This window comes from Neorhizobium sp. IRS_2294 (genome assembly GCF_050500145.1).
Lineage (GTDB): Bacteria > Pseudomonadota > Alphaproteobacteria > Rhizobiales > Rhizobiaceae > Neorhizobium > Neorhizobium soli.
The window spans coordinates 582,894-607,280 of sequence record NZ_CP191439.1 but is presented as its reverse complement, the minus strand read 5'-3'; the positions used below and the strand labels follow the sequence as shown (position 1 = coordinate 607,280).

19 protein-coding genes and 1 tRNA gene are annotated in these 24,387 nt (G+C 61.3%); 6 read left to right on the top strand and 14 right to left on the bottom strand.

The features are described from left to right. Nucleotides 1–83: 83 nt before the first annotated feature. The 5 genes from ACQY1K_RS02905 to ACQY1K_RS02885 all read right to left on the bottom strand — a co-directional run bounded on the left by ACQY1K_RS02905 (nucleotide 84) and on the right by ACQY1K_RS02885 (nucleotide 8,005). Complete coding sequence (locus ACQY1K_RS02905; protein WP_174195655.1) at nucleotides 84–3,344, bottom strand: error-prone DNA polymerase; 3,261 nt, start codon at nucleotides 3,342–3,344, stop codon at nucleotides 84–86. A gap of 10 nt (nucleotides 3,345–3,354) precedes the next feature. After that, nucleotides 3,355–4,869 (bottom strand): Y-family DNA polymerase, encoded by a 1,515-nt coding sequence (locus ACQY1K_RS02900; protein WP_430258254.1) that lies wholly within the window; start codon nucleotides 4,867–4,869, stop codon nucleotides 3,355–3,357. Continuing rightward, nucleotides 4,787–5,545: an ImuA family protein gene (locus ACQY1K_RS02895; RefSeq protein WP_062579172.1), complete on the bottom strand. Its 759-nt coding sequence runs from the start codon at nucleotides 5,543–5,545 to the stop codon at nucleotides 4,787–4,789. The genes ACQY1K_RS02900 and ACQY1K_RS02895 overlap by 83 nt, the downstream gene beginning before the upstream one ends. 608 nt (nucleotides 5,546–6,153) lie before the next feature. Continuing rightward, on the bottom strand, nucleotides 6,154–6,444 hold the full coding sequence (locus tag ACQY1K_RS02890) for a hypothetical protein (protein WP_062579170.1): 291 nt from the start codon (nucleotides 6,442–6,444) through the stop codon (nucleotides 6,154–6,156). A gap of 94 nt (nucleotides 6,445–6,538) precedes the next feature. Then, nucleotides 6,539–8,005 carry an MDR family MFS transporter gene (locus ACQY1K_RS02885; RefSeq protein ID WP_430258253.1) on the bottom strand — a complete coding sequence of 489 codons (1,467 nt, stop codon included), beginning with the start codon at nucleotides 8,003–8,005 and terminating at the stop codon, nucleotides 6,539–6,541. Between the two features lie 286 nt (nucleotides 8,006–8,291). Between ACQY1K_RS02885 and ACQY1K_RS02880 the strand changes: the two genes are divergently transcribed. Genes ACQY1K_RS02880 through ACQY1K_RS02870 form a run of 3 tightly spaced genes read left to right on the top strand, consistent with a single transcriptional unit; the run spans nucleotide 8,292 to nucleotide 12,253 of the window. Continuing rightward, nucleotides 8,292–9,539: an NAD(P)/FAD-dependent oxidoreductase gene (locus ACQY1K_RS02880; RefSeq protein ID WP_430258252.1), complete on the top strand. Its 1,248-nt coding sequence runs from the start codon at nucleotides 8,292–8,294 to the stop codon at nucleotides 9,537–9,539. 55 nt (nucleotides 9,540–9,594) lie between these two features. Further along, nucleotides 9,595–10,953, top strand: coding sequence for a glutamine synthetase family protein (locus tag ACQY1K_RS02875; protein WP_092661257.1), 1,359 nt, complete (start codon nucleotides 9,595–9,597; stop codon nucleotides 10,951–10,953). A gap of 1 nt (nucleotide 10,954) precedes the next feature. Further along, nucleotides 10,955–12,253 carry an NAD(P)/FAD-dependent oxidoreductase gene (locus ACQY1K_RS02870; protein ID WP_430258251.1) on the top strand — a complete coding sequence of 433 codons (1,299 nt, stop codon included), beginning with the start codon at nucleotides 10,955–10,957 and terminating at the stop codon, nucleotides 12,251–12,253. Nucleotide 12,254: 1 nt separating this feature from the next. Here ACQY1K_RS02870 and ACQY1K_RS02865 read toward each other — a convergent pair whose 3' ends face one another. The 6 genes from ACQY1K_RS02865 to ACQY1K_RS02840 form a co-directional block, all read right to left on the bottom strand. Continuing rightward, the gene (locus ACQY1K_RS02865) at nucleotides 12,255–12,899 is read right to left on the bottom strand and encodes a TetR/AcrR family transcriptional regulator (RefSeq protein WP_174196027.1); all 645 of its coding nucleotides are present in this window, start codon (nucleotides 12,897–12,899) and stop codon (nucleotides 12,255–12,257) included. A gap of 196 nt (nucleotides 12,900–13,095) precedes the next feature. Beyond that, nucleotides 13,096–13,617 (bottom strand): gluconokinase, encoded by a 522-nt coding sequence (locus ACQY1K_RS02860; RefSeq protein ID WP_184654040.1) that lies wholly within the window; start codon nucleotides 13,615–13,617, stop codon nucleotides 13,096–13,098. A 57-nt stretch (nucleotides 13,618–13,674) separates the two neighbouring features. Beyond that, nucleotides 13,675–14,745, bottom strand: coding sequence for an AbrB family transcriptional regulator (locus ACQY1K_RS02855; RefSeq protein WP_430258250.1), 1,071 nt, complete (start codon nucleotides 14,743–14,745; stop codon nucleotides 13,675–13,677). Between the two features lie 143 nt (nucleotides 14,746–14,888). Next, nucleotides 14,889–15,365, bottom strand: coding sequence for an iron-responsive transcriptional regulator RirA (gene rirA, locus ACQY1K_RS02850; RefSeq protein WP_062453758.1), 477 nt, complete (start codon nucleotides 15,363–15,365; stop codon nucleotides 14,889–14,891). 122 nt (nucleotides 15,366–15,487) lie between these two features. Beyond that, on the bottom strand, nucleotides 15,488–15,619 hold the full coding sequence (locus ACQY1K_RS02845) for a hypothetical protein (RefSeq protein ID WP_256413688.1): 132 nt from the start codon (nucleotides 15,617–15,619) through the stop codon (nucleotides 15,488–15,490). A gap of 108 nt (nucleotides 15,620–15,727) precedes the next feature. After that, nucleotides 15,728–17,224 carry a CoA-acylating methylmalonate-semialdehyde dehydrogenase gene (locus ACQY1K_RS02840; protein WP_430258249.1) on the bottom strand — a complete coding sequence of 499 codons (1,497 nt, stop codon included), beginning with the start codon at nucleotides 17,222–17,224 and terminating at the stop codon, nucleotides 15,728–15,730. 122 nt (nucleotides 17,225–17,346) lie between these two features. Here ACQY1K_RS02840 and ACQY1K_RS02835 point away from each other — a divergent pair, with 122 nt between their 5' ends. After that, nucleotides 17,347–18,252 (top strand): LysR family transcriptional regulator, encoded by a 906-nt coding sequence (locus ACQY1K_RS02835; protein WP_430258248.1) that lies wholly within the window; start codon nucleotides 17,347–17,349, stop codon nucleotides 18,250–18,252. Between the two features lie 63 nt (nucleotides 18,253–18,315). On the opposite strand, the gene ACQY1K_RS02830 is transcribed toward ACQY1K_RS02835, so the two are convergent. Further along, a complete protein-coding gene (locus ACQY1K_RS02830; RefSeq protein WP_062579161.1) occupies nucleotides 18,316–18,561 on the bottom strand; it encodes a helix-turn-helix domain-containing protein in 246 nt (81 codons plus the stop codon). A gap of 244 nt (nucleotides 18,562–18,805) precedes the next feature. Between ACQY1K_RS02830 and ACQY1K_RS02825 the strand changes: the two genes are divergently transcribed. Then, nucleotides 18,806–19,270 (top strand): hypothetical protein, encoded by a 465-nt coding sequence (locus ACQY1K_RS02825; RefSeq protein ID WP_092661249.1) that lies wholly within the window; start codon nucleotides 18,806–18,808, stop codon nucleotides 19,268–19,270. A gap of 22 nt (nucleotides 19,271–19,292) precedes the next feature. On the opposite strand, the gene ACQY1K_RS02820 is transcribed toward ACQY1K_RS02825, so the two are convergent. After that, nucleotides 19,293–19,369 (bottom strand) — tRNA-His (locus tag ACQY1K_RS02820). A 141-nt stretch (nucleotides 19,370–19,510) separates the two neighbouring features. Further along, nucleotides 19,511–19,957: a phasin family protein gene (locus tag ACQY1K_RS02815; RefSeq protein WP_430258247.1), complete on the bottom strand. Its 447-nt coding sequence runs from the start codon at nucleotides 19,955–19,957 to the stop codon at nucleotides 19,511–19,513. 238 nt (nucleotides 19,958–20,195) lie between these two features. On the opposite strand from ACQY1K_RS02815, the gene ACQY1K_RS02810 reads away from it, so the two are divergent. After that, nucleotides 20,196–24,248 (top strand): PAS domain S-box protein, encoded by a 4,053-nt coding sequence (locus tag ACQY1K_RS02810; RefSeq protein WP_430258246.1) that lies wholly within the window; start codon nucleotides 20,196–20,198, stop codon nucleotides 24,246–24,248. Nucleotides 24,249–24,387: the final 139 nt, after the last annotated feature.

Below are 24,387 nucleotides of genomic sequence, written 5' to 3'. Positions count from 1 at the left end.
AAGCCGTAACCGGCTGGAGCACAGGCAAAACGGGACAGACTTGAGAGCAATATCAACAACGCTGTCTTTGACATCCTTGCCGGTCAATGGAAGTTTCTCGACTTGACCTTGAGCGTGTCGATGTGGAGATCCGGGATATAGATGTCGCGCGTCGGGATGACAGGCTTCGGATTGTCGCGGGGATCAGGCCCGCTGCCATGTTTGGCTCCGTCGCCGCGGCCGTACGGCAAGGGGAAGTCGCCGCCAAGCTCGCCGAGACTGGAGAGATCGCCGGAAAAGTCGAACAGGCGCTGGGCGACGAGATGCACGACCTCGCCTTCGCGCTGTATCCTGCCATGGATCGCCATCATCGAAGCCGACATGACGATCCGGCGCTGTTTCTCGAATAGCGAGGGCCAGACGACGGCATTGACGACGCCCGTCTCATCTTCGAGCGTCAGGAACATCACGCCTTTGGCGCTACCAGGCTTCTGACGCACGAGGACGAGGCCCGCCGTCCAGAGCCAGCGGCCGTCGCGCTCACCCATCGCTTCGGCGCAGGTGACGATCCGCTTTTTCTTCAGTTCCGGACGCAGGAAAGACACAGGATGCGACCTCAAGCTGAGGCCCGTATGGGAATAGTCCTCAACGACTTCCCTGCCCTCTTTCATCGACTTGAGCGACACGTCGGGTTCCTGCATCTCGGCAACGACCCTTGCTTCACGCTTTGCGGCTGCCGCCCATAGTTCCAGCGGCTCGTCGCGCAGCGCCTTGATGTCCCAGAGCGCTTGACGCCGTTCCAGCTTCAACGACGGTAGGAAGGCATCGGCCTCTGCCAGCTTGACCAGCGACGCTGTCGGCACGCCGGATCGCCGCCACATGTCGTCGGCACTCTCGAAAGGCTGGTCAACACGGGCAAGAACAATTCTGGCAGCATTATTCAGCGGCAGCCCCTTTACCATGCGCATACCGAGCCGAACCGCAAAGCGGCCGGGCCTTCCGGTCTCCTCCATCGTGCAGTCCCAGCGAGACCGATTGACACAGACAGGCCGGACCTCCACCCCGTGGTTGCGGGCATCGGTGACGATCTGGGCAACGCTATAGAACCCCATGGGCTGGGAGTTGAGGAGAGCGGCGCAGAAGATATCCGGATGATGGCACTTCATCCAGGAACTGGCATAGGCGATGAGGGCGAACGAAGCTGCATGGCTTTCCGGAAAGCCATAGGAGCCGAAGCCTTCCAGCTGGCTGAACGTCCGCTCCGCGAAGTCTTGGGAGTAGCCGTTCTTGACCATGCCCGTGACGAGCTTCTCCTTGAACCTCGACACGCCGCCCGTAAACTTGAAGGTCGCCATGGCCCGACGCAGCTGGTCCGCCTCGCCTGCACTGAAACCCGCACAGACCATGGCAACCTTCATGGCGCTCTCCTGGAAGAGCGGGACGCCGAGCGTCTTGCCAAGCACCGCCTCGAGCTCCGGCGTTGGATACTCCACCTTCTCCTTGCCCTCCCGCCGACGCAGATAGGGATGCACCATGTCGCCCTGGATCGGGCCGGGGCGGACGATGGCGACCTGAACCACGAGATCATAGAAGGTGCGTGGCTTGAGCCTTGGCAGCATCGCCATCTGGGCGCGGCTTTCGATCTGGAAGGTGCCAAGCGTATCCGCCTTGCGGATCATCGCGTAGGTCTTCGGATCCTCCTGCGGAACGTCTGCCAGACCCATCGCTTCGTTCTTGTACTCCGCCAGCAGCTCGAAGGAGCGAGCCATGCAGGACAGCATGCCGAGTGCCAGAACATCCACCTTCATGAACTTCAACGCGTCGATATCGTCCTTGTCCCATTCCACCACCTGGCGGTCATCCATGGCGGCGGGCTCGATGGGGACCAGATCATCCAGCCTGTCCTGCGTCAGCACGAAGCCGCCTGGATGCTGTCCAAGATGGCGCGGCGCTCCCATGAGTTGCGAGGCAAGGTCGAGCGCCAGACGCAGCCGGTAGTCGGATGCGTTCATGTTGTTTTCTTTAAGCTGCTTTTCGCCGATGCCATCCTTCGACCAGCCCCAGACGCCGGAGGTCAGTTGACCGATCAGGTCTTCGGGCAGGCCGAGCGCCTTGCCCACATCGCGCAGCGCACCCTTGGTTCGGTAGCGGGTGACGGTGGAGCAGAGGGCGGAGCGCGAGCGGCCATAGGTCTCGTATATCCACTGGATGACCTCCTCGCGCCGGTTATGCTCGAAGTCGACGTCGATATCCGGTGGCTCGTTACGCTCCATAGACACGAAGCGCTCGAACAGGAGGTCTCCTGTTTCCGGGTTGATGCTGGTGATGCCGAGGCAATAGCAGACGGCGGAGTTGGCGGCCGACCCCCTGCCCTGACAGAGGATGTTCCTGGAGCGTGCAAAGCGGACGATGGAAAAGACGGTGAGGAAATACGCAGCGTAGTTCATCTTCCGGATCAGGTCGAGTTCGTGCAGGATTGCCTTGCGGACCTTGTCGGGAATGCCTTCTGGATAACGCTCCGCCGCACCTTCCCAGGCGAACTTGGCCAGCGACTGCTGGGCGTCGAGCCCTGGCACAATTGCCTCTTCAGGATACTGGTACTGCAACTCGCTCATGTCGAAACGGCAACGCTCGACGATCTCGCGACTTCTTGCGAGAGCTTCGGGATAGTCGACAAACAAGCGGTGCATCTCCTCCGGCGCCTTGAGGAAGCGGTCAGCATGCCGCTCCCGGTCAAAGCCGACGCTGTCGATGGTGGTGCGGTTGCGGATGCAGGTGACGATGTCCTGAAGCTGTCGGCGGCCGGGCTCGTGGAAGAGCACATCGTTGGTCACCACCGTCTTCACCTTGTGACGCTGCGCCAAGTTCGACAGATCATGCAACCGCAGCCGGTCGTTCGGACGCCGCCGCAGGCAGAGCGAGACATAGGCGCGGTCACCAAAGACTGCGGCCACCTTGCGGAGCTGACCCGCATAGACATCGTCCGCCTCATCCGGAATGAGGATCGCGATGAGGCCCTCGCTATAGGCCTCGACATCAGCAAGGTCGAGAACGCACTTGGCCTTGCCGCCCCGACTTTTGCCAAGCGTCAGCAGCCGGGTGAGCCTGGAATAGGCGAGCCGGTCGGTCGGGTAGACGAGCAGCGACATGCCATCCGTGAGATCGAGATGGCAGCCCACCACCAGGCGCACCCCGGTTGTCTTCGCCGCTTCCCAAGCCCGGACAATGCCGGCAAGCGAGTTGCGGTCGACGACACCAAGGGCGTCGATGCCCAGTGCGGCGGCCGTGGCAAACAGTTCTTCCGCGGAGCTTGCACCGCGCAGGAACGAGAAATGCGTGGTCACCTGGAGTTCGGCATAGCGCATAGTTCAAACCTTACCCGAAGATGCCGTGGAGGAACCATTTGTGTGACCCCGTGCCTGCATCGACGCCGTCGCCGGCGCGGAAGACCCACAGCCGATCGCCGTGCTCGTCCTCGACCACGAAGTAATCGCGCACCGCCTGCATTTCGCGCGGCCGGAGCCACCATTCGCCGAAGATGCGCTCGGGCCCATCGGCACGAACGATGCGGCGGCGCTTGCCGCGCCAGGTGACGACGACTGGCGGCTGGTCGGGCAGGACAGCCATGGTTTCGATTTCTTCGGGATAAGCCAGCAGCCGTGACGGCCGCGGCCACCTGGCTGCCCACTCGGCACCCGTCTCGACGGCCGTTGGTCCGATCCGCCGGAGAGACCGTTCCGGAACGTCGGAGGCGACCGGCGTGATGCGGTAAAGGCGCTGGCCCCGGTTGCCGAGAATATCGACAAGCGGCGTCACATCCACAACCGCCTCTTCCACCAGCGCGTTTGCGACCTGCTTTATTTCCAGCGGCTCGGCCATGACCGCCACCAGCACCATCCGCTCGATGCCGAAACCCGGGTCGATCTTTTCGATACGGTCACAGAGAAGCTTTGTCAGGCGGGCAGGATCACGCACGGGCTTGGCAAGTCCTGCTCGAAGACACTGGCGTGTGTTGTCGACGCGATGGATGATCAGATCGGAGCGCCGGACGCCCAGCCCCCGCTCCTCCAGCTTTGCCGTCAGTTGCGCCACCAGCCGGCGGACGTATTTTGCAATCGTATCGGGCGCACCGATGGGTTCCTGGAAATTGCGCGCCACCTCGACCAGATCCGGCGTGCGCAACGGATCGATGGGTTCTGCAAAACGGCCGAAGAGCTGATCGAGACGGCGTCCGACCTCCGGACCAAATCGCAGTGTCAACGGCGCACGCGGCAGTGCCGACAGCTCTCCTACCGTGTCGATACCCAGGATGCGCAATGCCTGGATCGTATCTGCCGCAAGCCGCAGACAGTGGATTGGAAGTCCGATCACGGCCTTGGTGACATCACCGCGCGGCACCACCGTCGTTTCGTTCGTCGTCAGTCGCGCCAGTGCATGCGCCGCGCCCCAGGTATCGGCGACAGCGGCACGTGCCGTCAGGCCCTTGCCGCGGAGACCGTTGACAACGCCGGAGATCAGCAGCTCTTCACCACCCTGAAGGTGATCGGCACCTTCGGTATCCATGACGATGCCATCCGTTCCATCCACGGCAACGACGGGGCTGTATTGACGAAGCGCCCATAGCGCCAGGCGCTCGACGGCTGCGGCGTCGGCAACGGGATCGGCGTCCACCATATGAAGGTTGCCAATCATCGCCTGTGCCTTGCTGGCAGCCATGCCGACTTTGAGGCCCAGCTTGCGGGCAGCCGTATCGGCTGCCGATATCCAGCGTTTCGAGCCGCTGCGCGAGACCACGACCAGCGGCTGGTCAACCGACACGGCTTCCTCGCCATGTCGACGTATCCGATCCGTTGCTAGATAGGGGAAGTAAACAGACACGACCCTCGGCATCGCAGGCTCCTAACTCAAACTCGGCACATTGCCCCGCCTTTACCCGCATCAATTCCGCCAGCCACCTCGCCCGTCCCACGCCGGCGACAGGAAGCGGCTCGGACGGCAGGGTGCTGATCCTCCAGCGTGTTGTGGACGCCGTCGGCTGACCGTAGTCGGAGGCCTCCGTCTGCCGTCGCCAGCGCCGGACGACCAGGCCGAGCGTCCCCGTCTTCTCGGCAGCCAGTTGAAGACGCCGCGACGCGGTCATCGGCAGCCTCACCAGTTCCCCGACGACGGCCGCCAATCCCCCGAAGGACAGCCCCTCTTCCATCGAGGCAAGCACGTCCTCCTCCTTATCGGCTTCGCAATAGATGACGCGGTCGGGGTGAAGCCCGGCCTGCGACAGCGCCGGCGCAAAGAGATCCGGCCGGGTCAGGCACCAGAGAACCTTTCCCTTGGCCCGGGCCGCAATACCTGCCGCAAACAGGGCGGCCGCGGCACCATCGATTGTACCCGCCCCGCCACCTGCAATTTCATGCAATGCGCCATAGGCAAGCCCCCCGCCCGGCAATCGCTCGTCGACGTCAGGCACCCCGAAGGGCAGCACAAGCGCCTTGCGCGACACGCTGCCTTCCAGATGCGCAATCCGGTCTCTCAGTTCCTCGACAAGCCTTGAGGCAGGGGCATGCGACATCGTTCACGGCCCTCCTCAAGGTTCGCGTTGCACAGGACTTCATGTCCCAAAGAATGTTGGTGTTCTGTTTCTGTTCCGCCGCGACAGAAGAGTCAAGCGGGGTCAGAACGGGATAGCTCTCGGCATTTTAGCGCCGGTGAAGATTCATCGTTCTGAATCAGCTTCGTAGGCGGCTTGAGAGGCTCGATGGAGTGCTTGAGATTTTTTGCATGTTCTTGATCTGGGCTAGGGCGACACGAAAACCGTGAGAACTTTCCGTTCTCAAATCGCCCAATCTGCATATCAAGAATGTAACAGAGTGGCTCGGCGATGTGTGGCAGAGCCAAAGGGGATGAACACTCGCGCTCATGCGGGAATATGGCCGTCTGCGGCCATCCGCCCACGAGCCGCCGCCCTTTGGCTCTTTCCCATTCCCGCAGACACCAAGGAGCACAACGCTACCATCTGCGCCATCGCCGAGGAACTCGACGTTGGATTTGCAGGCGTTCAATGTCAGACGTTTTGTATAGGAGACCAGTGAAGGCTTGCCGCATCAGGTGGCGTCTTCTCCACTGCGAGAGAATGCGGGAGGCGGGCAAGGTTGCCCGTCGCCCGCCGTGCCGCCGTCCTCAGTGGATCGCGGTGCTGACGATCCGGTAGGGGTGTTCAGCTTCATATTCGACCATGATCTGGACGGCCTGTTCGAGAACCTGTTCGGCTTCCTCGACGTGATCGCGTGCAAGCTGATCGGCGTTGATGAAGATCGCTTCGGCCATGTTGCCGGAGATCGCAGCGAACTGGCGGTTACCTTCGACCAGAGCCTCCCTGGCGGCGCCTTCGAGCGCGTGCGCCATGGTGATCAGCGCGTCTTCGCGCTCCTCGATCGTCAGGTCCCGGATTGTCTTTGTCATCTGCTGCATCGTGCCACCCACCTTAATAGTCGTTGTGACGATATCGGTCCCGATAGGGCCCCGTTCACAGCGAAATGGGCATGTTGGCGCCAGATTTCAAGGTTCAGGCCCGCACGGGCTCGTCCTTGTGGACGGCATCGCGGGGCACGAACAGGCAAGCGGGCACGATTAGGATGGCAAACAGGAGCATGGTCAGGAAGGTCGCGTGAAGGCCGTCCTGCAGCGCAAGGCGAACCGCTTCGGCATCGCCACTCACGAGACCGGTTCCGTTCAGGAGAGCACGCAGCTGGTCGGTCGTGATTGCCTGTCCGCTGGTCGTATGGACCAGGCCCCAGCTCAGAACCGCCCCGAGAATCGCCGCGCCCAGCGTGCTGCCGAGGTTGCGGGAAAACACGTTCGACGCCGTGGCACTGCCGCGTTGCGAGGCCGCGACGCTTCCCTGGGTGAGGATCAGTGCGCCGATATTGAGAAGGCCCATGCCGAAGCCCATGACGAGCGAGCCGGCACCCGCAAGCACCGCCGAACTGGATGGCGTCAGCAGGGTCAGGAGGAAGGTTCCCACGGGGACGAACACGGCGCCCACCAGCATGATCGGCCGCAGCCCGAACCGGGTGAAGTTCCGCGAAGCGATCGTTGCGCCGCACGGCCATCCCAAGAGAAGCATGGTCAGTGCAAAGCCCGCCACCAGCGGCGACTGGTTGAGCACGGTCTGCACATACATGGGCAGGAAGGTGGTGAGCCCCATGATCGCCATGGAGGCGAAGAAGACAGAGATGTTGGCGGCCGCAATCGGTCGGTAGAGCCAGAGATCCGGCGCGACCATCGGTTCTTCGACGCGGCGCTCCTGCCAGATGAACAGCGCAAGCGACACGGCGAACAGGACGAAGGAGACGATCGCGGACGTCGACAATCCGGTCTCGGAGACCGTGAGGCCAATCATCAGCGCCGAGATGGAGACGGCAAACAGCACGGCGCCCAGGATATCGATCGAGACCGTCCGGGTGTGCTTTTCCTCGTGGTAGAACAGGATGAACGCTGCGGCAGCGGCAAGGCCGACCGGCACGTTGATCCAGAAGATCCAGGCCCAGGGCAGGTTATGGATGATGACGCTGCCGAGCAGCGGGCCAACCACGGCCGAGAGCGCCCAGACGCTGGCCAGATAGCCCTGAACCTTTCCACGCTGGCTGCCCGGAAAGAGATCGGCCACCACCGTCATGGCGACGGGCTGAATGGCGCCAGCGCCGATGCCTTGGAGCAGTCTGAAGGCAATCATGGACGGCATCGACCAGGCAAATCCGCAGAGGATGGAGGCGACCAGGAAGACGGCGATGCCAGCCAGCACGATCGGCTTTCGCCCGTAGATATCGGAAAGCTTGCCGAAGACGACGGTCAGCGCGGTCTGCGACAGGAGGAAAGCGGAAAACACCCAGCTGTAGAGATTGAGCTGCCCGAGCTGGGCTGCGATCTGCGGCATGGCGGTGGAGACGATGGTCGCTTCGATGGCGATCATCGCCATGCTTGCCATGATCGCGGCTACGACGAGCCCGCGATGTGAGACTTTTTCAGACATGAATGAATCCGAAGCCCTGACGGAGGGCGCGACAAGAGAGAAATTCGGCGGTCGCGGCAGGATATTGCGTCTGCAAAGCGTGCATCTGCAAGTTCTGGTGGCCGTCAGTGCGTCATCGACTTAGGAGCGCAAACTTGGTTGCGTCAAGCTATATTTGATTTAGATCAAGTTCCACAAGCGCTCCTCACCCCTTGGATATCCAGGCGGCCGCTGCAATTTTCATTTGCGCTGCGCCTGACCCGGCGTCATGGTAACCTGCTCAGTTATCTCATATGGATTCAATATCATGGCAGCGGATGTGATCGTTCTCGGCGCCGGCATCATCGGTGTTTCGACGGCTCTGCAATTGGCGCGGCGGGGAAAATCGGTCGCCCTGGTGGACCGCAGGGAGCCCGGGATGGAAACCTCCTACGGCAATGCCGGCCTGATCCAGCGCGAGGGCGTTGTCCCCTACAGCTTTCCCCAGCAGTTCGCCCAGATCCTGCGCTATGCCAGGAACAACCGCATCGACGCGCATTTTCACTGGAGCGCGATGCCGTCGGTCTCCTCGTTTCTGGCAAAATACTGGTGGCATTCCAACGTGCCGAGGCATGAGCTGATCGCCCGCGCCTATGCGCCGCTGATCGAGCATTCGATCGCCACCCATGACGAACTGATCCTCGAGGCGGGCGCCGAGGATCTGATTGCCAAGAACGGCTGGCAGGAAGTGTTCCGCTCGCAGGCCAAGCTCGACGAGACGGTGCGCGAAGCCGACCGACTGAAGCGTGAATACGACCTTTCCTTCAAAGTTCTGACGCCTGCGGAACTTGCGGTTGCGGAACCCAATCTCTCCGACGATTTCATCGGCGCGCTGAAATGGGAAGACCCGTGGGCGGTCAAGGATCCGCTCGCGCTGACGCGTGCCTATGTGGCGCTGTTCGAAAAGCTTGGCGGCAGGGTTCTGACGGGTGACGCAAAGAGCCTTTCGAAGACCGCGACCGGCTGGCGCATCATTGCCGGCGAAGGCGTGGTCGAGGCGAAGGATGTCGTGGTCGCGCTTGGTCCGTGGTCGGACACGGTGACCAAGCCGCTCGGCTACAATTTCCTCGTCGGCGTCAAGCGCGGCTACCACATGCATTATGCGCCAAAGGGCAATGCCAAGCTCAACGGCTGGACGATGGATGCGGAGCGCGGCTATTTCCTGGCCCCGATGAACCAGGGGATCCGGCTGACGACCGGTGCCGAATTTGCGCGCCGCGATGCGCCGAAGACGCCGGTTCAGCTTGCCCGCGCCGAAGCGGTCGCCCGTGAGATCTTTCCGCTTGGCGAGCGGCTGGACAAGGAGCCCTGGATGGGCGCCCGCCCCTGCACGCCGGATATGATGCCTGTCATCGGCAAGGCGCCGCGTCACGACGGATTGTGGTTCGCCTTCGGCCATGCGCATCACGGCCTGACGCTCGGTCCGGTCACGGGTCAGGTCATCGCGGAAGCGATGATGGGCGAAAAGACCCGGATCGACATATCCGCTTACAGGCCGGAGCGGTTTAACGTCTGACCCTCTTCTTCATTTGGTCTAGCGGCAGGAGAAAGTCTGGGCTACCGGTGTTTTCATGGATACGATCGATACAGCCCGGACCTTTCTCGATGACAATCCCGATATCGAGGTTCTCGAAGCCTTCGTGATCGACGTCAACGGCGTGCCGCGGGGCAAGTGGATCCCGCGCGAACGAGCGCTCGACGTGCTTTCGAAGGGCATGGCGATGCCGCGCTCGGTCTACGCGCTCGACGTCTGGGGACGCGACGTCAATGCCGCGGGCCTTGCGGAGGGCACGGGTGATCCGGATGGCATCTGCTTTCCCATCGCCGACACACTGTCGCGTGTGACATGGCTGAAGCGGCCAACGGCGCAGGTTCTACTGGGCATGAACGAGCAGGACGGGACCGGATTTTACGGCGATCCGCGCCAGGTGCTGGCGAATGTTCTCAAAGGTTTCGAGCGGATCGGCCTGACGCCGGTCGTGGCGACGGAGCTGGAATTCTACCTGATCGACCCAATCCGTTCGGCGATCGACCCGGTGCGGCCACCGAATTCACGCGAGGGCCGCTGGCATACGGGCCAGACACAGGTGCTCTCGATTTCCGAGCTGCAGGATTTCGAGAATGTCTTCCACGGCATCGCCTCTGCAGCGAGGGCGCAAGGGATACCGGCCGATACGACACTGCGGGAAAACGGCCCGGGCCAGTATGAGATCAACCTCAACCACGTGCCAGACGCGCTGAAGGCTGCCGATTATGCGGTGCTCCTCAAGCGGATCGTCAAGGGCGTGGCGCGCGCCAACGATCTCGACGCGACGTTCATGGCAAAGCCCTATGGCACGCAGGCCGGAAGCGGCATGCATGTGCATTTCTCGCTGATCGATAGCGACGGCCGCAATGTCTATATGGGCGAGAACGGGCCGTCCGAGGCGCTGTTTCATTCGGTGGGCGGGCTTTTGGAAAACATGGGGGAAAGCATGGCGGTGTTTGCCCCGCATGCCAATTCCTACCGGCGCCTGCGCCCTTCCGAGCACGCCCCGACCTATGCCTCCTGGGGCTTCGACAACCGCTCGGCCGCCGTGCGCGTCATCACGGCCTCGAAGCCGGCGACCCGGATCGAGCACCGCGTCGCCGGTTCCGACACCAATCCCTATCTTGTGCTGGCGATGATCCTCAGTGCGGCCCTTGCCGGCATCAAGGAGAAGCGCAATCCGGGTGGGGCGATCACCGGCGACGACCATGCGATCAGCCATGAACCGCTGCCGACCAACTGGGACTATGCGCTGCAGCAGTTTTCCCGCTCCACATTCGCCTATGCGACGCTCGGGCCGAAATACCGGTCGCTCTATACGGCCTGCAAGCAGCAGGAACTGTCGGAATTTTCTCTGCGGGTGACCGACGTCGAATACGACGCCTATATCAGGACGGTGTAAGATGGCTTTCAAACCCGCAGACAATCCGCGCCACGCCAATTCCTGGTATGCCGCCTCGGCCAACGACAAACGGGTGCGCCCTGCCCTCGAGGGCGAGATCGAGGCCGATGTCTGCGTGATCGGGGCTGGCTTTTCCGGCATCTCGGCCGCTCTCGAACTGGTCGAGCGCGGCTATTCCGTCGTGGTGCTGGAGGCGGAGCGGATCGGCTTCGGCGCGTCGGGCCGCAATGGCGGGCAGATCGTCAACGGCTACAGCCGCGATCTGGAGACGATCGCCGGACGCTACGGGCGCGACAAGGCCGTGCAACTCGGTGCGATGTCGCTCGAAGGCGGCGAGATCATTCGCGGCCGCGTGGCGCAATACGGGATCGACTGCGGTCTCGTGCCCGGCGGTTTCTTTGCGGCGTTTACCGACAAGCAGGTGCGCGAGATGGAGGTGCACAAGGCCGTATGGGAACAGCACGGCCATGACGGGCTGGAGATGGTCTCGAAGGCTGACGTCGGACGCTATGTGAAAAGCGACCGCTATGCCGGCGGCATGATCGACCGAAAGGGTGGCCATATCCATCCGCTCAATCTGGTGCTCGGGGAAGCGGCAGCGGCCGAAAGCCTCGGCGCGCGGATTTTCGAGGGATCGCGGGTGGTCGGCATCGACCAGACGGCAAAGCCCGTGGTCAGAACCGACAAGGGCCGCGTCACCGCATCCTATGTGCTGGTGTGCGGCAACGCCTATCTGTCGCCTCTGCTGCCGGAGATCCATGGCCGGATGATGCCGGTTTCGAGCCAGGTGATGGCGACGGAGCCGCTGGAGGCGGGCCTGATCGAAAGCCTTCTGCCGGCAAATTACTGCGTCGAGGATGCCAATTACATTCTCGATTACTATCGCCGCACCGCCGACAACCGGCTGCTCTACGGCGGCGGCATCGGTTATGGCGGCAGCGACCCGAAGGACCTGACGGGCGTGATCCGCCCGAACATGCTCAAGACCTTCCCGCAGCTGAAGAATGTCAGGATCGACTACGCGTGGAGCGGCAATTTCGCACTGACGCTGACCCGCATTCCGCATGTGGGAAAGCTGTCCGACACCGTGTTCTTCTCGCACGGCGACAGCGGCCACGGCGTGACCACCACGCATCTGCTCGGCAAGATCCTGGGCGAAGCGGTGGCCGGCCATGCGGAGAGGTTCGATACCTGGGCATCCCTGCCCAACCTACCCTTCCCGGGCGGGCGGGCGTTCCGCGTGCCGCTCACCGCGCTTGGGGCCTGGTGGTACGGCATGCGGGACAAACTCGGGCTGTAGCTTACAGCGATGCGGGAAAACTGCCTTTGAAGTAATAGGTCGACTGTGCCCGCACGATCGACTTGAACTGTGCAACGATTTTGGCTGCCTCGTCTTCCGTCACCATCAGCGCCAGACGCAATGTTGCCGCGGCCATGTGGAACATAAGAAACAGTGTGCGGGCGTAGTTCTCCCAAAGCTGTTCGCTGACGAACCGCTTGGTGATCTCGAAGAAGAGGTCGGCCTGGAAGCGGGTTTCGGTAATGTCACGGTCTGCCAGCGCCTTGTCGGCCTGGATGGCGTTCAACAGATCCTGCGTCGACGGCTTTTCGCGCATGCGGGTGTAATAGAGGTCGAAAAGAACGTCCGTTGCATCCAGCGCGTCTTCAGCCGTCGAGATCTGCGGAATATGTCCGACGATGATACCGCGGACTTCCTCGACATAGCGCTCATGGAGCATGGCGATGATCGCCGACTTGTTGGGGAAATACTGGTAGACGGAGGCGATCGGACCACCTGAAAGAGACGCAATCTCCTTCATCGTGACCGCATCGATACCCTTTTCACCGATCAGCTCCATCGAGACCTTCAGGATATCATCAATGCGTTCGCGGCTTCTTTCCTGTTTCGGTACCCGACGAAGTGAACTCCCGCCTGCACTCTGCATCGAATCTCGCATCCGCAACTCTCTCCGTACGCCCTGTCGCCTATACTGGACGAGGCGATAAGAGAGGCACCTGGCAGCATAGTTACATTATAAGTTTGCGTTGTACGGCAAGTCAGGCATGTCGGATCACCGAAAGCATTAGAATTTTGAAAATAATTCGACACTCAAACAGTTTATCTTGAATTAGGATCGCGTGTCATATCGTATCCGTCAGCCCCGCTACGGCATCTGCCACGATGCGGTCGAGCGTGGCGTCAATGTCGACGGTCACGACGCCTGCTTCACCCTCGGGGCTTTCCAGCGTGGCGAGCTGGCTTTGCAACAGAGACGTCGGCATGAAATGGCCCTTGCGCTCGCCCATCCGGCGGCTCAACAGCTCCTGGCTTCCTTTGAGAAACACGAAGGTCAGTTTGCCACCCGCAGCGCTGCGCAGCCGTTCGCGGTAGACGACTTTCAGTGCAGAGCAGGTCACCACGAGGTCTTCTGAACGCGCGAGAGCCTCGGCGATCTTCTCGCCGATCACGTCGAGCCAGGGCCAGCGGTCTTCATCGGTGAGCGGAGTTCCCTGCGCCATCTTGTCGACATTGGACTGCGGATGCAGACTGTCGCCTTCCATGAAGCGGCAATTCAGGCTCTCTGCCAGACGCTCAGCGACGGAACTCTTTCCAGCGCCGCTGACGCCCATGACGATGATGGCTCTGCCAGCCTGTTTGCTCATTGGTTGCTCCTCTTTGATATCGACAGCCGGTCTCCTTCAACCGCATTGAGCGACAGATCACAAGTCCCGGCGATCTTCAACGCCAGTCGCGGACTTGCCCGGACCCGTTTCATCGCGCCCGAGCGCAAACGGCATCAGGATCGACAGAAAGATCAGGCGCAGGACGTGATGGGCGCCGACATAGGTCGGGTCGGCATGCAGCATGACCGCCATCGCCGCCATGGTCTCCAGCCCACCGGGCGAAAACGCGATCAGGGCCGCATCGAGCGGTATGTCCAGGACATACGAGACGGTGCCGGCCATGGCCGCCGCCATGACCGAGACGATCACCGTGACCACGAGGCCGGATACTAGCGCTGTGCGCACCTCGAGAAGCGAGATTCCGCAAAAGCGCGTTCCGATGTTGGCGCCGAGAAGGATATAGACGGGGACAATGAGCCAGGAGGGAACGCCACCGGTGCCGAACGATGTCACGTGGGTGGAGATCGAAACCAGTGTGCCGGCGAGCAGAAGGGCTGCGGGAAGCTTCCAGCGCAGGAAGAGCATGCCGATGACGGTCGAGACCGCAAGGATGCCCAACAGCATCGGCAGGTCCATCGCGATGACCTGAGCGACACTATCTCCGCCGCCAAGATCAAATGCTGTGACAATCATGGGTACGCTGATCGTCAACAGAAGCACGCGCACGCTCTGGGAAATGCCGACCGTTCGCTGGTCGCAACGCATGTCAGCGGCAAGACTGAGCACGTAGCTCAGATGTCCCGGCGAAGCTGCGAGGAAAGCCGTGGTGCGGTCGTAATGGAAGAAACGCTGCATGACCCAGGCCGCGACGTAAAGCAGGGCCGTGACGGTAACCATGACCATCACGAAGCTTAGCGGCCAGCGCTTGATCGCCACCAGGATGTCGGGCGTGACGGTCGCCCCCATCGAGATGCCGATGACGATGAAGCAGCCGTTCCGGACGATTTTCGGGATCGAGAGGGTGAGGCCTGCGATACCCGCAAGCGACACGGCCAGCGCCGGACCGATCAGATAGGGAGCGGGGAAGCCGATCATCGCGGCGATCAGCGCACCGCCGGCACCGACCAGCGCGGTCAGGGCAAATTCACGCAGTTGGGAAAAGGGCATGGCAACGAATATCTGGGTGACCACCCGGAGCCACGCTCAAGGGGCCATCAATAAAGGAAACGTTGCCTACTCCTAAAGAAGACAGCCCGGAGGTCAACCTACCGGGCCGCTAAACTGATGCTGCGATGAGATCTGGATTGAGATCAGGCGGCGGGTGCCGCGACCATCTTGGCGATTGCCGGCGGCGGATCGATCCCGAGCAGGAAGTTGATCTGCGGGCGCGCCTTGACCAGATCGTCGATCGTATAGTCTGCCAGCACGTCGAAGAAGGCATTCAGCGCCTTGCGAAGTGCCGAGTTGAGACCACAGCTATCGACCAGAGGACATTCGGCGACGCCCTCCTCGAAACATTCGGCCATCGCGAAACTGTCTTCCGTCACGCGGATCACATCAAACAGAGTGATACGGTCGGCAGCGCGACCGAGGCGAACACCGCCGTTTCGGCCGCGAACGGTCTCGACCAAGCCGGCCTTGGTCAAAGGCTGCAGGATCTTGAAGAGAAACAGTTCGGACACGCCATAGGCGCGCGCGATCTCCGGGATGCGGCTGAGCTTCCCCTCGTTCGCAGCACAGTACATGAGCATGCGAACGGCGTAGTTGGTCTGCTTTGTCAGGCGCATATTCGTCTCCCGAGACTCGTCACGGCCCCATACATAGTGGGTTTGCTAGTTTTGAACAATTCCAAAGTTTGCGAAATTGCCCTTGAACGCTGCGTTGCCGATGACGCGCTTTATTGCCGGCATTATCCGGCAAGGCCCATGTGTACCGCAAACCAGACTGGAACTGCAAACAGGAAGGTCGCCGCCAGAAACGTTATGCCGATTTTTGCCAGGCGGATGCGGCGCGCGCGCGAAACGTCCCACTCGTAATTCATGATGAACACTCCCCCTCACACGAATGTGTAAATTAGCAGCGCCTAGGAAGAGGTCAATGTCTCCGCCGCACGAGAATGCGGCGGAGCGTGTCTATTCGACAGTCGGGCTTACTTCATCACGGGCATGACGAATTCGGCGCCATCCTTGATGCCTGTGGGCCAGCGGCTGGTTACCGTCTTGGTGCGGGTCCAGAACTTGATCGAATCCGTGCCATGCTGGTTGAGGTCGCCGAAGGACGAGGACTTCCAGCCGCCGAAGGAGTGATAGGCGAGCGGCACCGGGATCGGAACGTTGACGCCGACCATCCCGATATTGATCCGCGAGGCGAAGTCGCGGGCGGCATCGCCGTCGCGGGTATAGATCGCGACACCATTGCCGTATTCGTGCTTCATCGGCAGGTCGAGCGCTTCCTCATAAGTCTTGGCGCGCACCACTGACAGGACAGGGCCGAAGATTTCGGTCTTGTAGATGTCCATGTCGGGCGTGACGTTGTCGAACAGGCAGCCGCCGACGAAATTGCCGTTTTCATAGCCCTGCAGCTTGAAATCGCGGCCATCGACAACGAGGTTTGCGCCCTCTTCGACACCCTTGTTGATCAGGCCGAGAATACGCTCCTTGGCCTCCTTGGTGACGACCGGGCCCATGTCGGCCTTTTCATCCGTGTAGGGACCAATGCGCAGGGATTCGACCATCGGTGTCAGCTTCTCGATCAGGCGGTTGGCGGTTTCCTCGCCGACCGGGACTGCCACCGAGATCGCCATGCAGCGCTCGCCGGCCGAGCCGTAACCGGCGCCCATCAGGGCGTTGGCGGCCTGGTCGAGATCGGCATCCGGCATGATGATCATGTGGTTCTTGGCGCCGCCGAAGCACTGCGCGCGCTTGCCGTTCATGGCGGCGGTTCCGTAGACGTAGCGGGCGATCGGCGTCGAGCCGACAAAGGAGACGGCAGAGATATCCGGATGTGTCAGGATCGCATCGACCGCGGACTTGTCGCCGTTGACGACGTTCAAAATGCCGGCCGGAAGGCCTGCCTCGATCATCAGTTCGGCCAGACGCATCGGCACGGACGGATCGCGCTCGGAAGGCTTCAGGATGAAGGCATTGCCGCAGGCAATCGCCGGTGCAAACATCCACATCGGGATCATCGCCGGGAAGTTGAACGGCGTGATGCCGGCACCGATGCCGACCGCTTGCCGAATGGAATACATGTCGATGTTCGGACCGGCACCCTCGGTGAACTCGCTCTTGGAGAGATGCGGGATGCCGATGACGAATTCACAGACTTCAAGACCGCGAACGATGTCGCCCTTGGCATCCTCGATCGTCTTGCCATGCTCGCGCGACAGCATCTCGGCAAGTTCATCCATGTTGTCATTCAACAACTGGACGAACTTCATAAAGACGCGGGCGCGGCGTTGCGGGTTGGTGGCGGCCCAGTTCGGCTGGGCAGCCTTGGCATTCTCGACGGCTGCATTCAGATCCGCATCGCTCGCAAGCGCCACGGTCGCCTGGACTTCGCCCGTTGCCGGATTGAAGACATTGGCCGTGCGCCCGCTCGTGCCGGCAACATGCTTGCCGCCGATGAAATGACCGATCTCGTACATGGTGATCCTCCTTCTTGAAATTGTAAGCGGCGAGGATACGCGTCAATTTGCACAAGGCAACGCCATGGTTTACGCATCCGTTGTGCAAAATTCGACACAACGATACCCACCGTGAGGTGACGATGAACTGGGATGACCTGCGGCTTTTCCTGGCTGTGGCGCGCAGCGGACAGATCCTGGCGGCTTCCCGTCGGCTGGGCATCAACCATGCGACGGTCGGGCGCCGGATATCAGCGCTGGAAGAGGATCTGCGCACGCGGCTGCTGATCCGCCGCACCAATGGCTGCGAGTTGACGCCGGAGGGAGAGGTGTTTCTGCGGGCCGCCGAGCGGATCGAAACGGAAATGCTGGACGCGCAGGCGAGTACCGGTCGGATCGACGCGGCAATTGCCGGTACCGTGCGGGTCGGCGCACCCGACGGGTTCGGCGTGCACTTCCTTGCCTCGCGCCTGGGAATGCTGACGAAGCGGCATCCGCAGCTGAAACTGCAACTCGTGCCGGTGCCACGCTCGTTTTCGCTGTCGCAACGGGAAGCGGATATCGCAATCACGATCGACCGGCCAGAACAGGGGCGCCTGGTCTCATCGCGGCTGACGGATTACACGCTCGGCCTCTACGCCTCGAAAGCCTATCTTAAGGACGTAGGCGTGCCCGACAGTATCGAGGCCCTCAAGGACCATGCGCGGATCGGTTATGTGGAAGACCTGATCTTTTCCCCGTCGCTTAACTTCACCGGCGAGGTGATGCGCAACTGGGATGCCGGGTTCGAGATTTCGAGCGCAATCGGCCAGATCGAAGCGGTGCGGTCCGGCGCCGGGATCGGCATTCTGCACGACTATGTCGCTTCGCAGGACATGAACCTGACCCGCATCCTTCCGGACATCTCCATTCGCCGGGCCTATTGGAGCAGTTATCACGAGACGGCCAGGAACCTGGTGCGGGTTCGAACCGTCGCGGATTTCCTGCGGGAAGTCATTCAGGAGGAAGCGCGGATCTTCGTGTGGAAACCGCCGTCCGGACAAAAATAAAGCCCGCGAGAAGCGGGCCTTAAGCATTCACAGCGTCCAGCCTGATAGGCCGGACGTCTGCGATTACGACGCCTTCAGAACCGACATCGGCATCTTGAGGGCATTTGCGATGCGCTTCAACTTGGCAGGATCGAAATCCGTGCCGTTCTCCATACCCACGATCTCGTCCGTGACCAATCCGGTCGTAACGGCAAGATCGTCGATGCTGTAGCCGGCAGCCTGGCGCGCCTGGGCAATCAACCCAGCCACCTGATCCGGTGCGAGAACCTGTTCTGTCGAGGCACGAAAGTTATTAATGGAAACCGTCATGGTAATCTTCCTTCCGTCAAAATCTGCCGCTAGGCAGTGAAGGGGGCAAGCAGCCCGAAGTTCGACTGCACAATTTTGGTGCCGCCAGAGCCCAATAGATATGCATTGATGCCCCCACGGCAAGGGCATTCGCTGCACTGCAACAAAAAGTGTTGAGCGTCGTCGCAGATCCGAGCCCGTTGTTTGCCGCTTTTTCGAACAAAAACAGTCTTCGCGCGTTCTCTGCTCGAATAGGGACGTCAATATGCATCAGTCGAGTTCGAAACGTTTTGAAAATCTGGGTATACCCGGAAGCACCGATGCTGACATTCTCGAGGCGGCGCATCGCCTTGTGGAGCTTCACCTGACCTATTTGCGCGAACACGAGACGAAGAACGACCTCTTCGACGTGCGCGACCTGCCGGCCTCCAAGGACTCGCTGGTCAATGCTTTCCGGTTGACGCTAGCGACCGAAAACAGGACTCATATGCGCACGCTGTTGCTGAAGGCGGGCATGACATTGGCGCAGTTTCAGGAAAACATCGGTCGCCCGATGATTGTCAAATCGCAGGATGGCCAGAAACCAAACCAGGTCCGGCGGAGCGATATCGATGCTGCCGTAGCGCGGCGGTTCAACAAGGCCCTGGTCCAACTGGGCGAAGAACGCGCCAGGCTCGGCCGTGTGTTTCAGGACGCCATGCGGATTGCCGGCGACAAGCCGCTTCACTGATCTGAAATTCCAGGAAAAGAAGTGGTACGGTTGAGTGGGGTCGAACCACTGACCTCAGGCGCCACAAGCCTGCGCTCTAACCAACTGAGCTACAACCGCACAAGACGCCTAAATCGCGTCGCCGGTGCAGATACTGCCATCGGCAGCGTTTGGCAAGCCCCTTTTGAGAGAACGAAGCCAAAAATGGAATGGCCGCCCAGTCGGCGGCCATGGAATATGGGCGTGATGCGCTGGTCGCTATCACGCGGTTCGGAAATTTGCCATTGCCTTTTTGGCAGCGTCCTTGCCCGGCCGCGACACGTCTTCTGCAAGCTGGCGGGCCATGTCCTGCATGGATTTTGCCTGCTCGACCGTCGCCTCTGCCTGACGGCGGATGAACGAGGTCTGCAATTCGAAGAATTCCGACGCTGATTTGACGCCGAGCAGCGCCTGCATGTGCGAGAGCGACAGATCCGCATTGGACCGGAACGCTTCCATTGCCTTAAGCCCGAGTTCAACGGAACCGGACTGGGCCGTGTGAACTGTGGATTCCACCGCCATGGTGGCTTCCTCTGTCGCGGCTTTCATCCTAGCATAGGCTTCACTGGACTGGCTTGCGCCCTGCCCGGCAAAGTCGCTAAGGCGTTCGCCAAGCTTCATGGGATCGAAAGCGGAAAACGAAAACATCTCTTCTGTGCCGTGTGCCATCGCGAAAGCTCCTCCAAGGCCCTACCCCGACTTTTAAATGGGCAAAAGCCGGAGTTGGATGCCTGAAATATAATCGCAAACGTTGTGCCGCGCAACGAATTTGTGCGGCGCACAAAAGCGCCGCCGTTAACCCTGACGGAGGTTTAACCGGTCGGCCTGTGGACCCCGGAAGGGGGGCAAGGTATTAACGAAGGATTAAGTCTCTCAGGAATGCCGGTAGTTAACCGACAGGTCGTTCATGTCCTCTGTACAGTACCCTTTCATCGACATCGCCGTCCACGAGCGCGTCAGGGAACGCTTTGCAGCGGGCGACGGTATAGTGCTGTTTTCCTCCGACATGCGCATGCCTTTGTGGGCGAACGGACGCGGTGCAGCGCTCTTCGGATTTGGCTCGATCTACGACCTGATCGATCAGGGGCCGAACCGCGCCGACGTGGCCTTTCGTCAGGTCGAGGCAACCGCCCGCCAGCTTGCCAAGGTCGGCGATACAAGAGGCCTCGCAGTCCGCGTTATTTCCGGTTTCCAACGGGTCGTGCTTCGCGGGGCCTGTGAACTTGTCGAAGTCCATGGCGAGCGGGCCATTCTCTTTTCGGCAGCACCCGAGCGGGAGCTTGCAACGATCGCCGAGCGTGCGGAGCGGATGATCGAGGGCTTCGAGGAAGCAGACACCCATATCGCTATCGTTGACGCGGCAGGCAAGGTTGCCGCTGCCTCCGAGCGTTTTGAAAGTCTCGACATATCGGAAGCGGCGATCACGACGCTTTCGGCGACGGCATCCGCCGATCCCAGCCGGCTTGCCAAACGGCCGATCACGACCGCCAAGGGCAACCTTCCGGCTGCCATCGGCAAGCTTTCGGACGCCCCTGCCCTCTACATTCTGTTCACTGTCGATATGGCGACCGATGACGCGGTTACCCCGCAAACCTTGGTTGATCCCGGCGTCGTTGCGATGGTGCCCAATGACGAGACCGCCGTCATCGACGCCCTTGCCGCGATCGAGGACGATGTTGAGGCTCAGGAAGAGTTCGAGCTTCCTGAAACCGTGACGGCGGCAGAGGCAACCGAGATCAACACGGTCGCGATCGAAGAGACTGCGGCGGACGAAGAAAATTCCGAGCCCGCCGAGCAGCCGGAGCCGGTTGCGGAAATAGAGGCTGCGGTAAGCGCGGTTAATGACGCAGCTACGGTTGCTGACGCGCCGGTCGATGGCGACGTACCAGTTGAAGAAGCGGCGGCGGTAGAGCCGGAGAGTGAAGAAGTCGATCTGGAGCCGGCTCCGGAAGCAGTTGCCGAAGACATCGTGTCGGAGGATGTTGTCGAAGACATTCCGGCGCATGAGATCGCGGAAGCCTCGGACGAGATCGCGGAAGACCGCCTTCCGGCACCGGAGGCAGCGGATGCATCCGAGCCCGCCGAAACACGGAGCGAGCAGGCTCTGATATCGGTTGCCGCTCCCGAAACTACGGTTGCCGAGCCCGATGCATCCGGCGACGTCGAAGGCTTCGTGTTCAGCCGCGATTCACGCGCTGTGCGTTTCGTCTGGAAGATCGATGCCGATGGGCAGTTTACAGAGGTCTCGGGCGAATTCGCCAAGGCCGTGGGACCGCATGCGGCAGATGTTGTCGGCATGGCGTTTTCCGACCTCGCCGCTCTCTTCCATCTCGATCCCGAGGGGCGCATCACCGAACTGCTCGGCAAGCGCGACACCTGGTCGGGCAAAACTATCTGGTGGCCGGTAGAGGGCACGGCACTTGTCGTGCCGGTCGATCTGGCGGCACTGCCCACCTATACCCGCAGTCGCGAATTCGACGGCTTCCGCGGCTTCGGCATCGTGCGGATCGCCGACGCCAAGGATGATCCTGACGCCACCGGCCTGACGCTCTCGCCGACGACGGTCGAGGATGAAGCGGTCAAGGAGATTGACGAACCGGGCATCGAGGACGCGGTAAACGCCGCCGATCTGCCATCCGATGACGCGGAGCAGGTCTCCGACGTTCTGGAAGACCGCCCGGTGGCGACGGAAGCGCAACCGGCGGAGCCGGAAGCAACGTCCCCGTCTGATAGCGCTATCTGCGGAACCACCTATTCCGATAGCGACCGTTCCGACGCTGCCCCGCTCGAGTGGCCGGCCGGTGAGCGTCCTGCGCTGCGGCTGGTCGAGAACCCCGGCCGTCGCCAGTCCGACAAGGTCATCCAGCTCGAAGAACACCGCGCCCGCCTGACGCCGGTTGAACAGGCGGCCTTCCGCGAGATTGGGCGCCAGCTCGACCGCGCAACGGAAGAAACGCCAGTGAGCGCCGAGACTGCGCCTGCTGAACCAGCGCCGAGCGAAGCTTCCCCCACAAGCGAGATTTCCGCGGAGAATACTGACGTTTCAGAGCCAGTGGCAGATGAGACTGATGTGACCAATGCTTGGCAGGAGCAGCCTGCTTCGCACGTGGCATCCGAAGAAGAGGTGCGTTCCGCCGATGACGCACCGGCCGCAGAAGACCACGTGTCGGATGAGGCCGAGATCGCCGCTCAGGCGGAAGACGAAGACCAGAGCATCGAGGCATCCGAAACCGATCTCGACGGCAGCGCTGTTGACGACCACTTCGCCTCGGACTTCCCGCCTGTCGCTGCAAACGAGAACCAGAGCGACAGCGAGGACGACGCTGGCACGGAAATCCCGGCTGCAGCAATGCTTGAGCCCGCAGATGTTGCGCCGGAGCCAGAGCATGTCGAGCCATCCGACGTCCCTCTGCTGAGCATGATCCCGGTGCGCGAGCGCATCGGCCTCTCCGCCGAGATTGTCGACCAGATGCCGGTGGCACTGCTCGTTCACAACGGCGACACGCTGATCCATTGCAATCCGGAATTCCTCAAGCTGACCGGCTATGCATCACTTGAGGAACTGGAAGAGGTCGGCGGTCTGGATGCCCTCCTGCAGCGCCAGGACTTCGATGGCGATGGTGCGAGACCAAGCGGCATGGTGGTGGTGCGTGCCGACGACGAGATCCTGCCGGTGACCGCACGTCTGCAATCGGTTCGCTGGGACGACACGACGGCCCTGATGCTAGCGCTGATGCCGACGACATCCGACGCGTCGGAAGCAAACTCGCTGTCCGATCACCCGGGCGAGGAAATCCGCACGGTTGCCCGCACCGTCCGCCCTGCCGACCAGTTGGTCCGGCTGCAGGTGGAAGTCGAAGAGTTGCGTGCAATCCTGGAAACTGCGACCGATGGCGTCGTGCTGATCGGTGCGGATGGCGAGATCCGTTCGGTGAACAGGGCGGCAAGCGCGCTGTTCAACTACGATCAGGAAGAAATCGACGGCAAACCGTTCGTGATGCTGTTTGCCCATGAAAGCCAGCGGGCGATCGTCGATTATCTTTCCGGACTTGCCGGGCATGGCGTTGCCAGCGTGCTGAACGATGGCCGCGAGGTGATCGGTCGCGAAGCGTCCGGCGGGTTCTTGCCGCTGTTTATGACGATCGGCAAGCTGACCTCGTCGAACGGTTATTGCGCCGTGATCCGCGATATTACCCAGTGGAAGCGCACCGAAGACGAGCTTCGCACGGCAAAGCGCGCCGCCGAGACAGCCAACGCCCACAAGAGCGATTTCCTGGCGCATGTCAGCCACGAGATCCGCACGCCGCTTAACGCCATCATCGGCTTTTCAGACATGATGGCCGGCGAGCGGTTTGGGCCGATCGGCCATCCGCGCTATATCGAATATGCCAACAACATCGGTCGGTCCGGTCGCCACGTACTCGACATCGTCAACGACCTTCTCGACATCTCGAAAATCGAAGCCGGCGAGATGGAACTGGATTTCGTCGCAGTCGGCCTCAACGAGACGATATCGGAAGCCGTGTCGCTGGTGCAGCCGCAGGCAAACGGCCAACGGGTGATCATCCGCACCGCACTGTCTCAGGCCGTGCCGCAGGTCGTGGCCGATCTGCGCTCGGTCAAGCAGATCGCACTCAACATTCTGTCGAATGCGATCCGGTTTACACCATCGGGCGGGCAGATCGTGGTGTCGACCGCCTATGAGCCGAATGGCAGCGTGGCGCTGCGTATCCGCGATACAGGGATCGGCATGACCCGGGCGGAACTGGAACTTGCGATGAAGCCTTTCCGGCAGGTTGCCGGTGCTGCCCGCAAGCGTGGCGACGGAACAGGTCTCGGGCTGCCGCTTACCAAGGCGATGGTGGATGCAAACAAGGCAGCCTTCTCGATCAGCTCGGCGCCGAACGAGGGAACGCTGGTGGAAATCACCTTTCCGCCGCAGCGGGTGCTTGCCAACTGAACGCACGTAAAAAGAAGGCAGCCCTGAGGCTGCCTGGAATTGATGCTGTTCGAAAAGTGACGGAAGACTTCCTAATCAGCAAAGCCTGAGCCTTGCTCATCTTCCCTACACGAAAAGTATCATGCCGGATCAGTTTTGG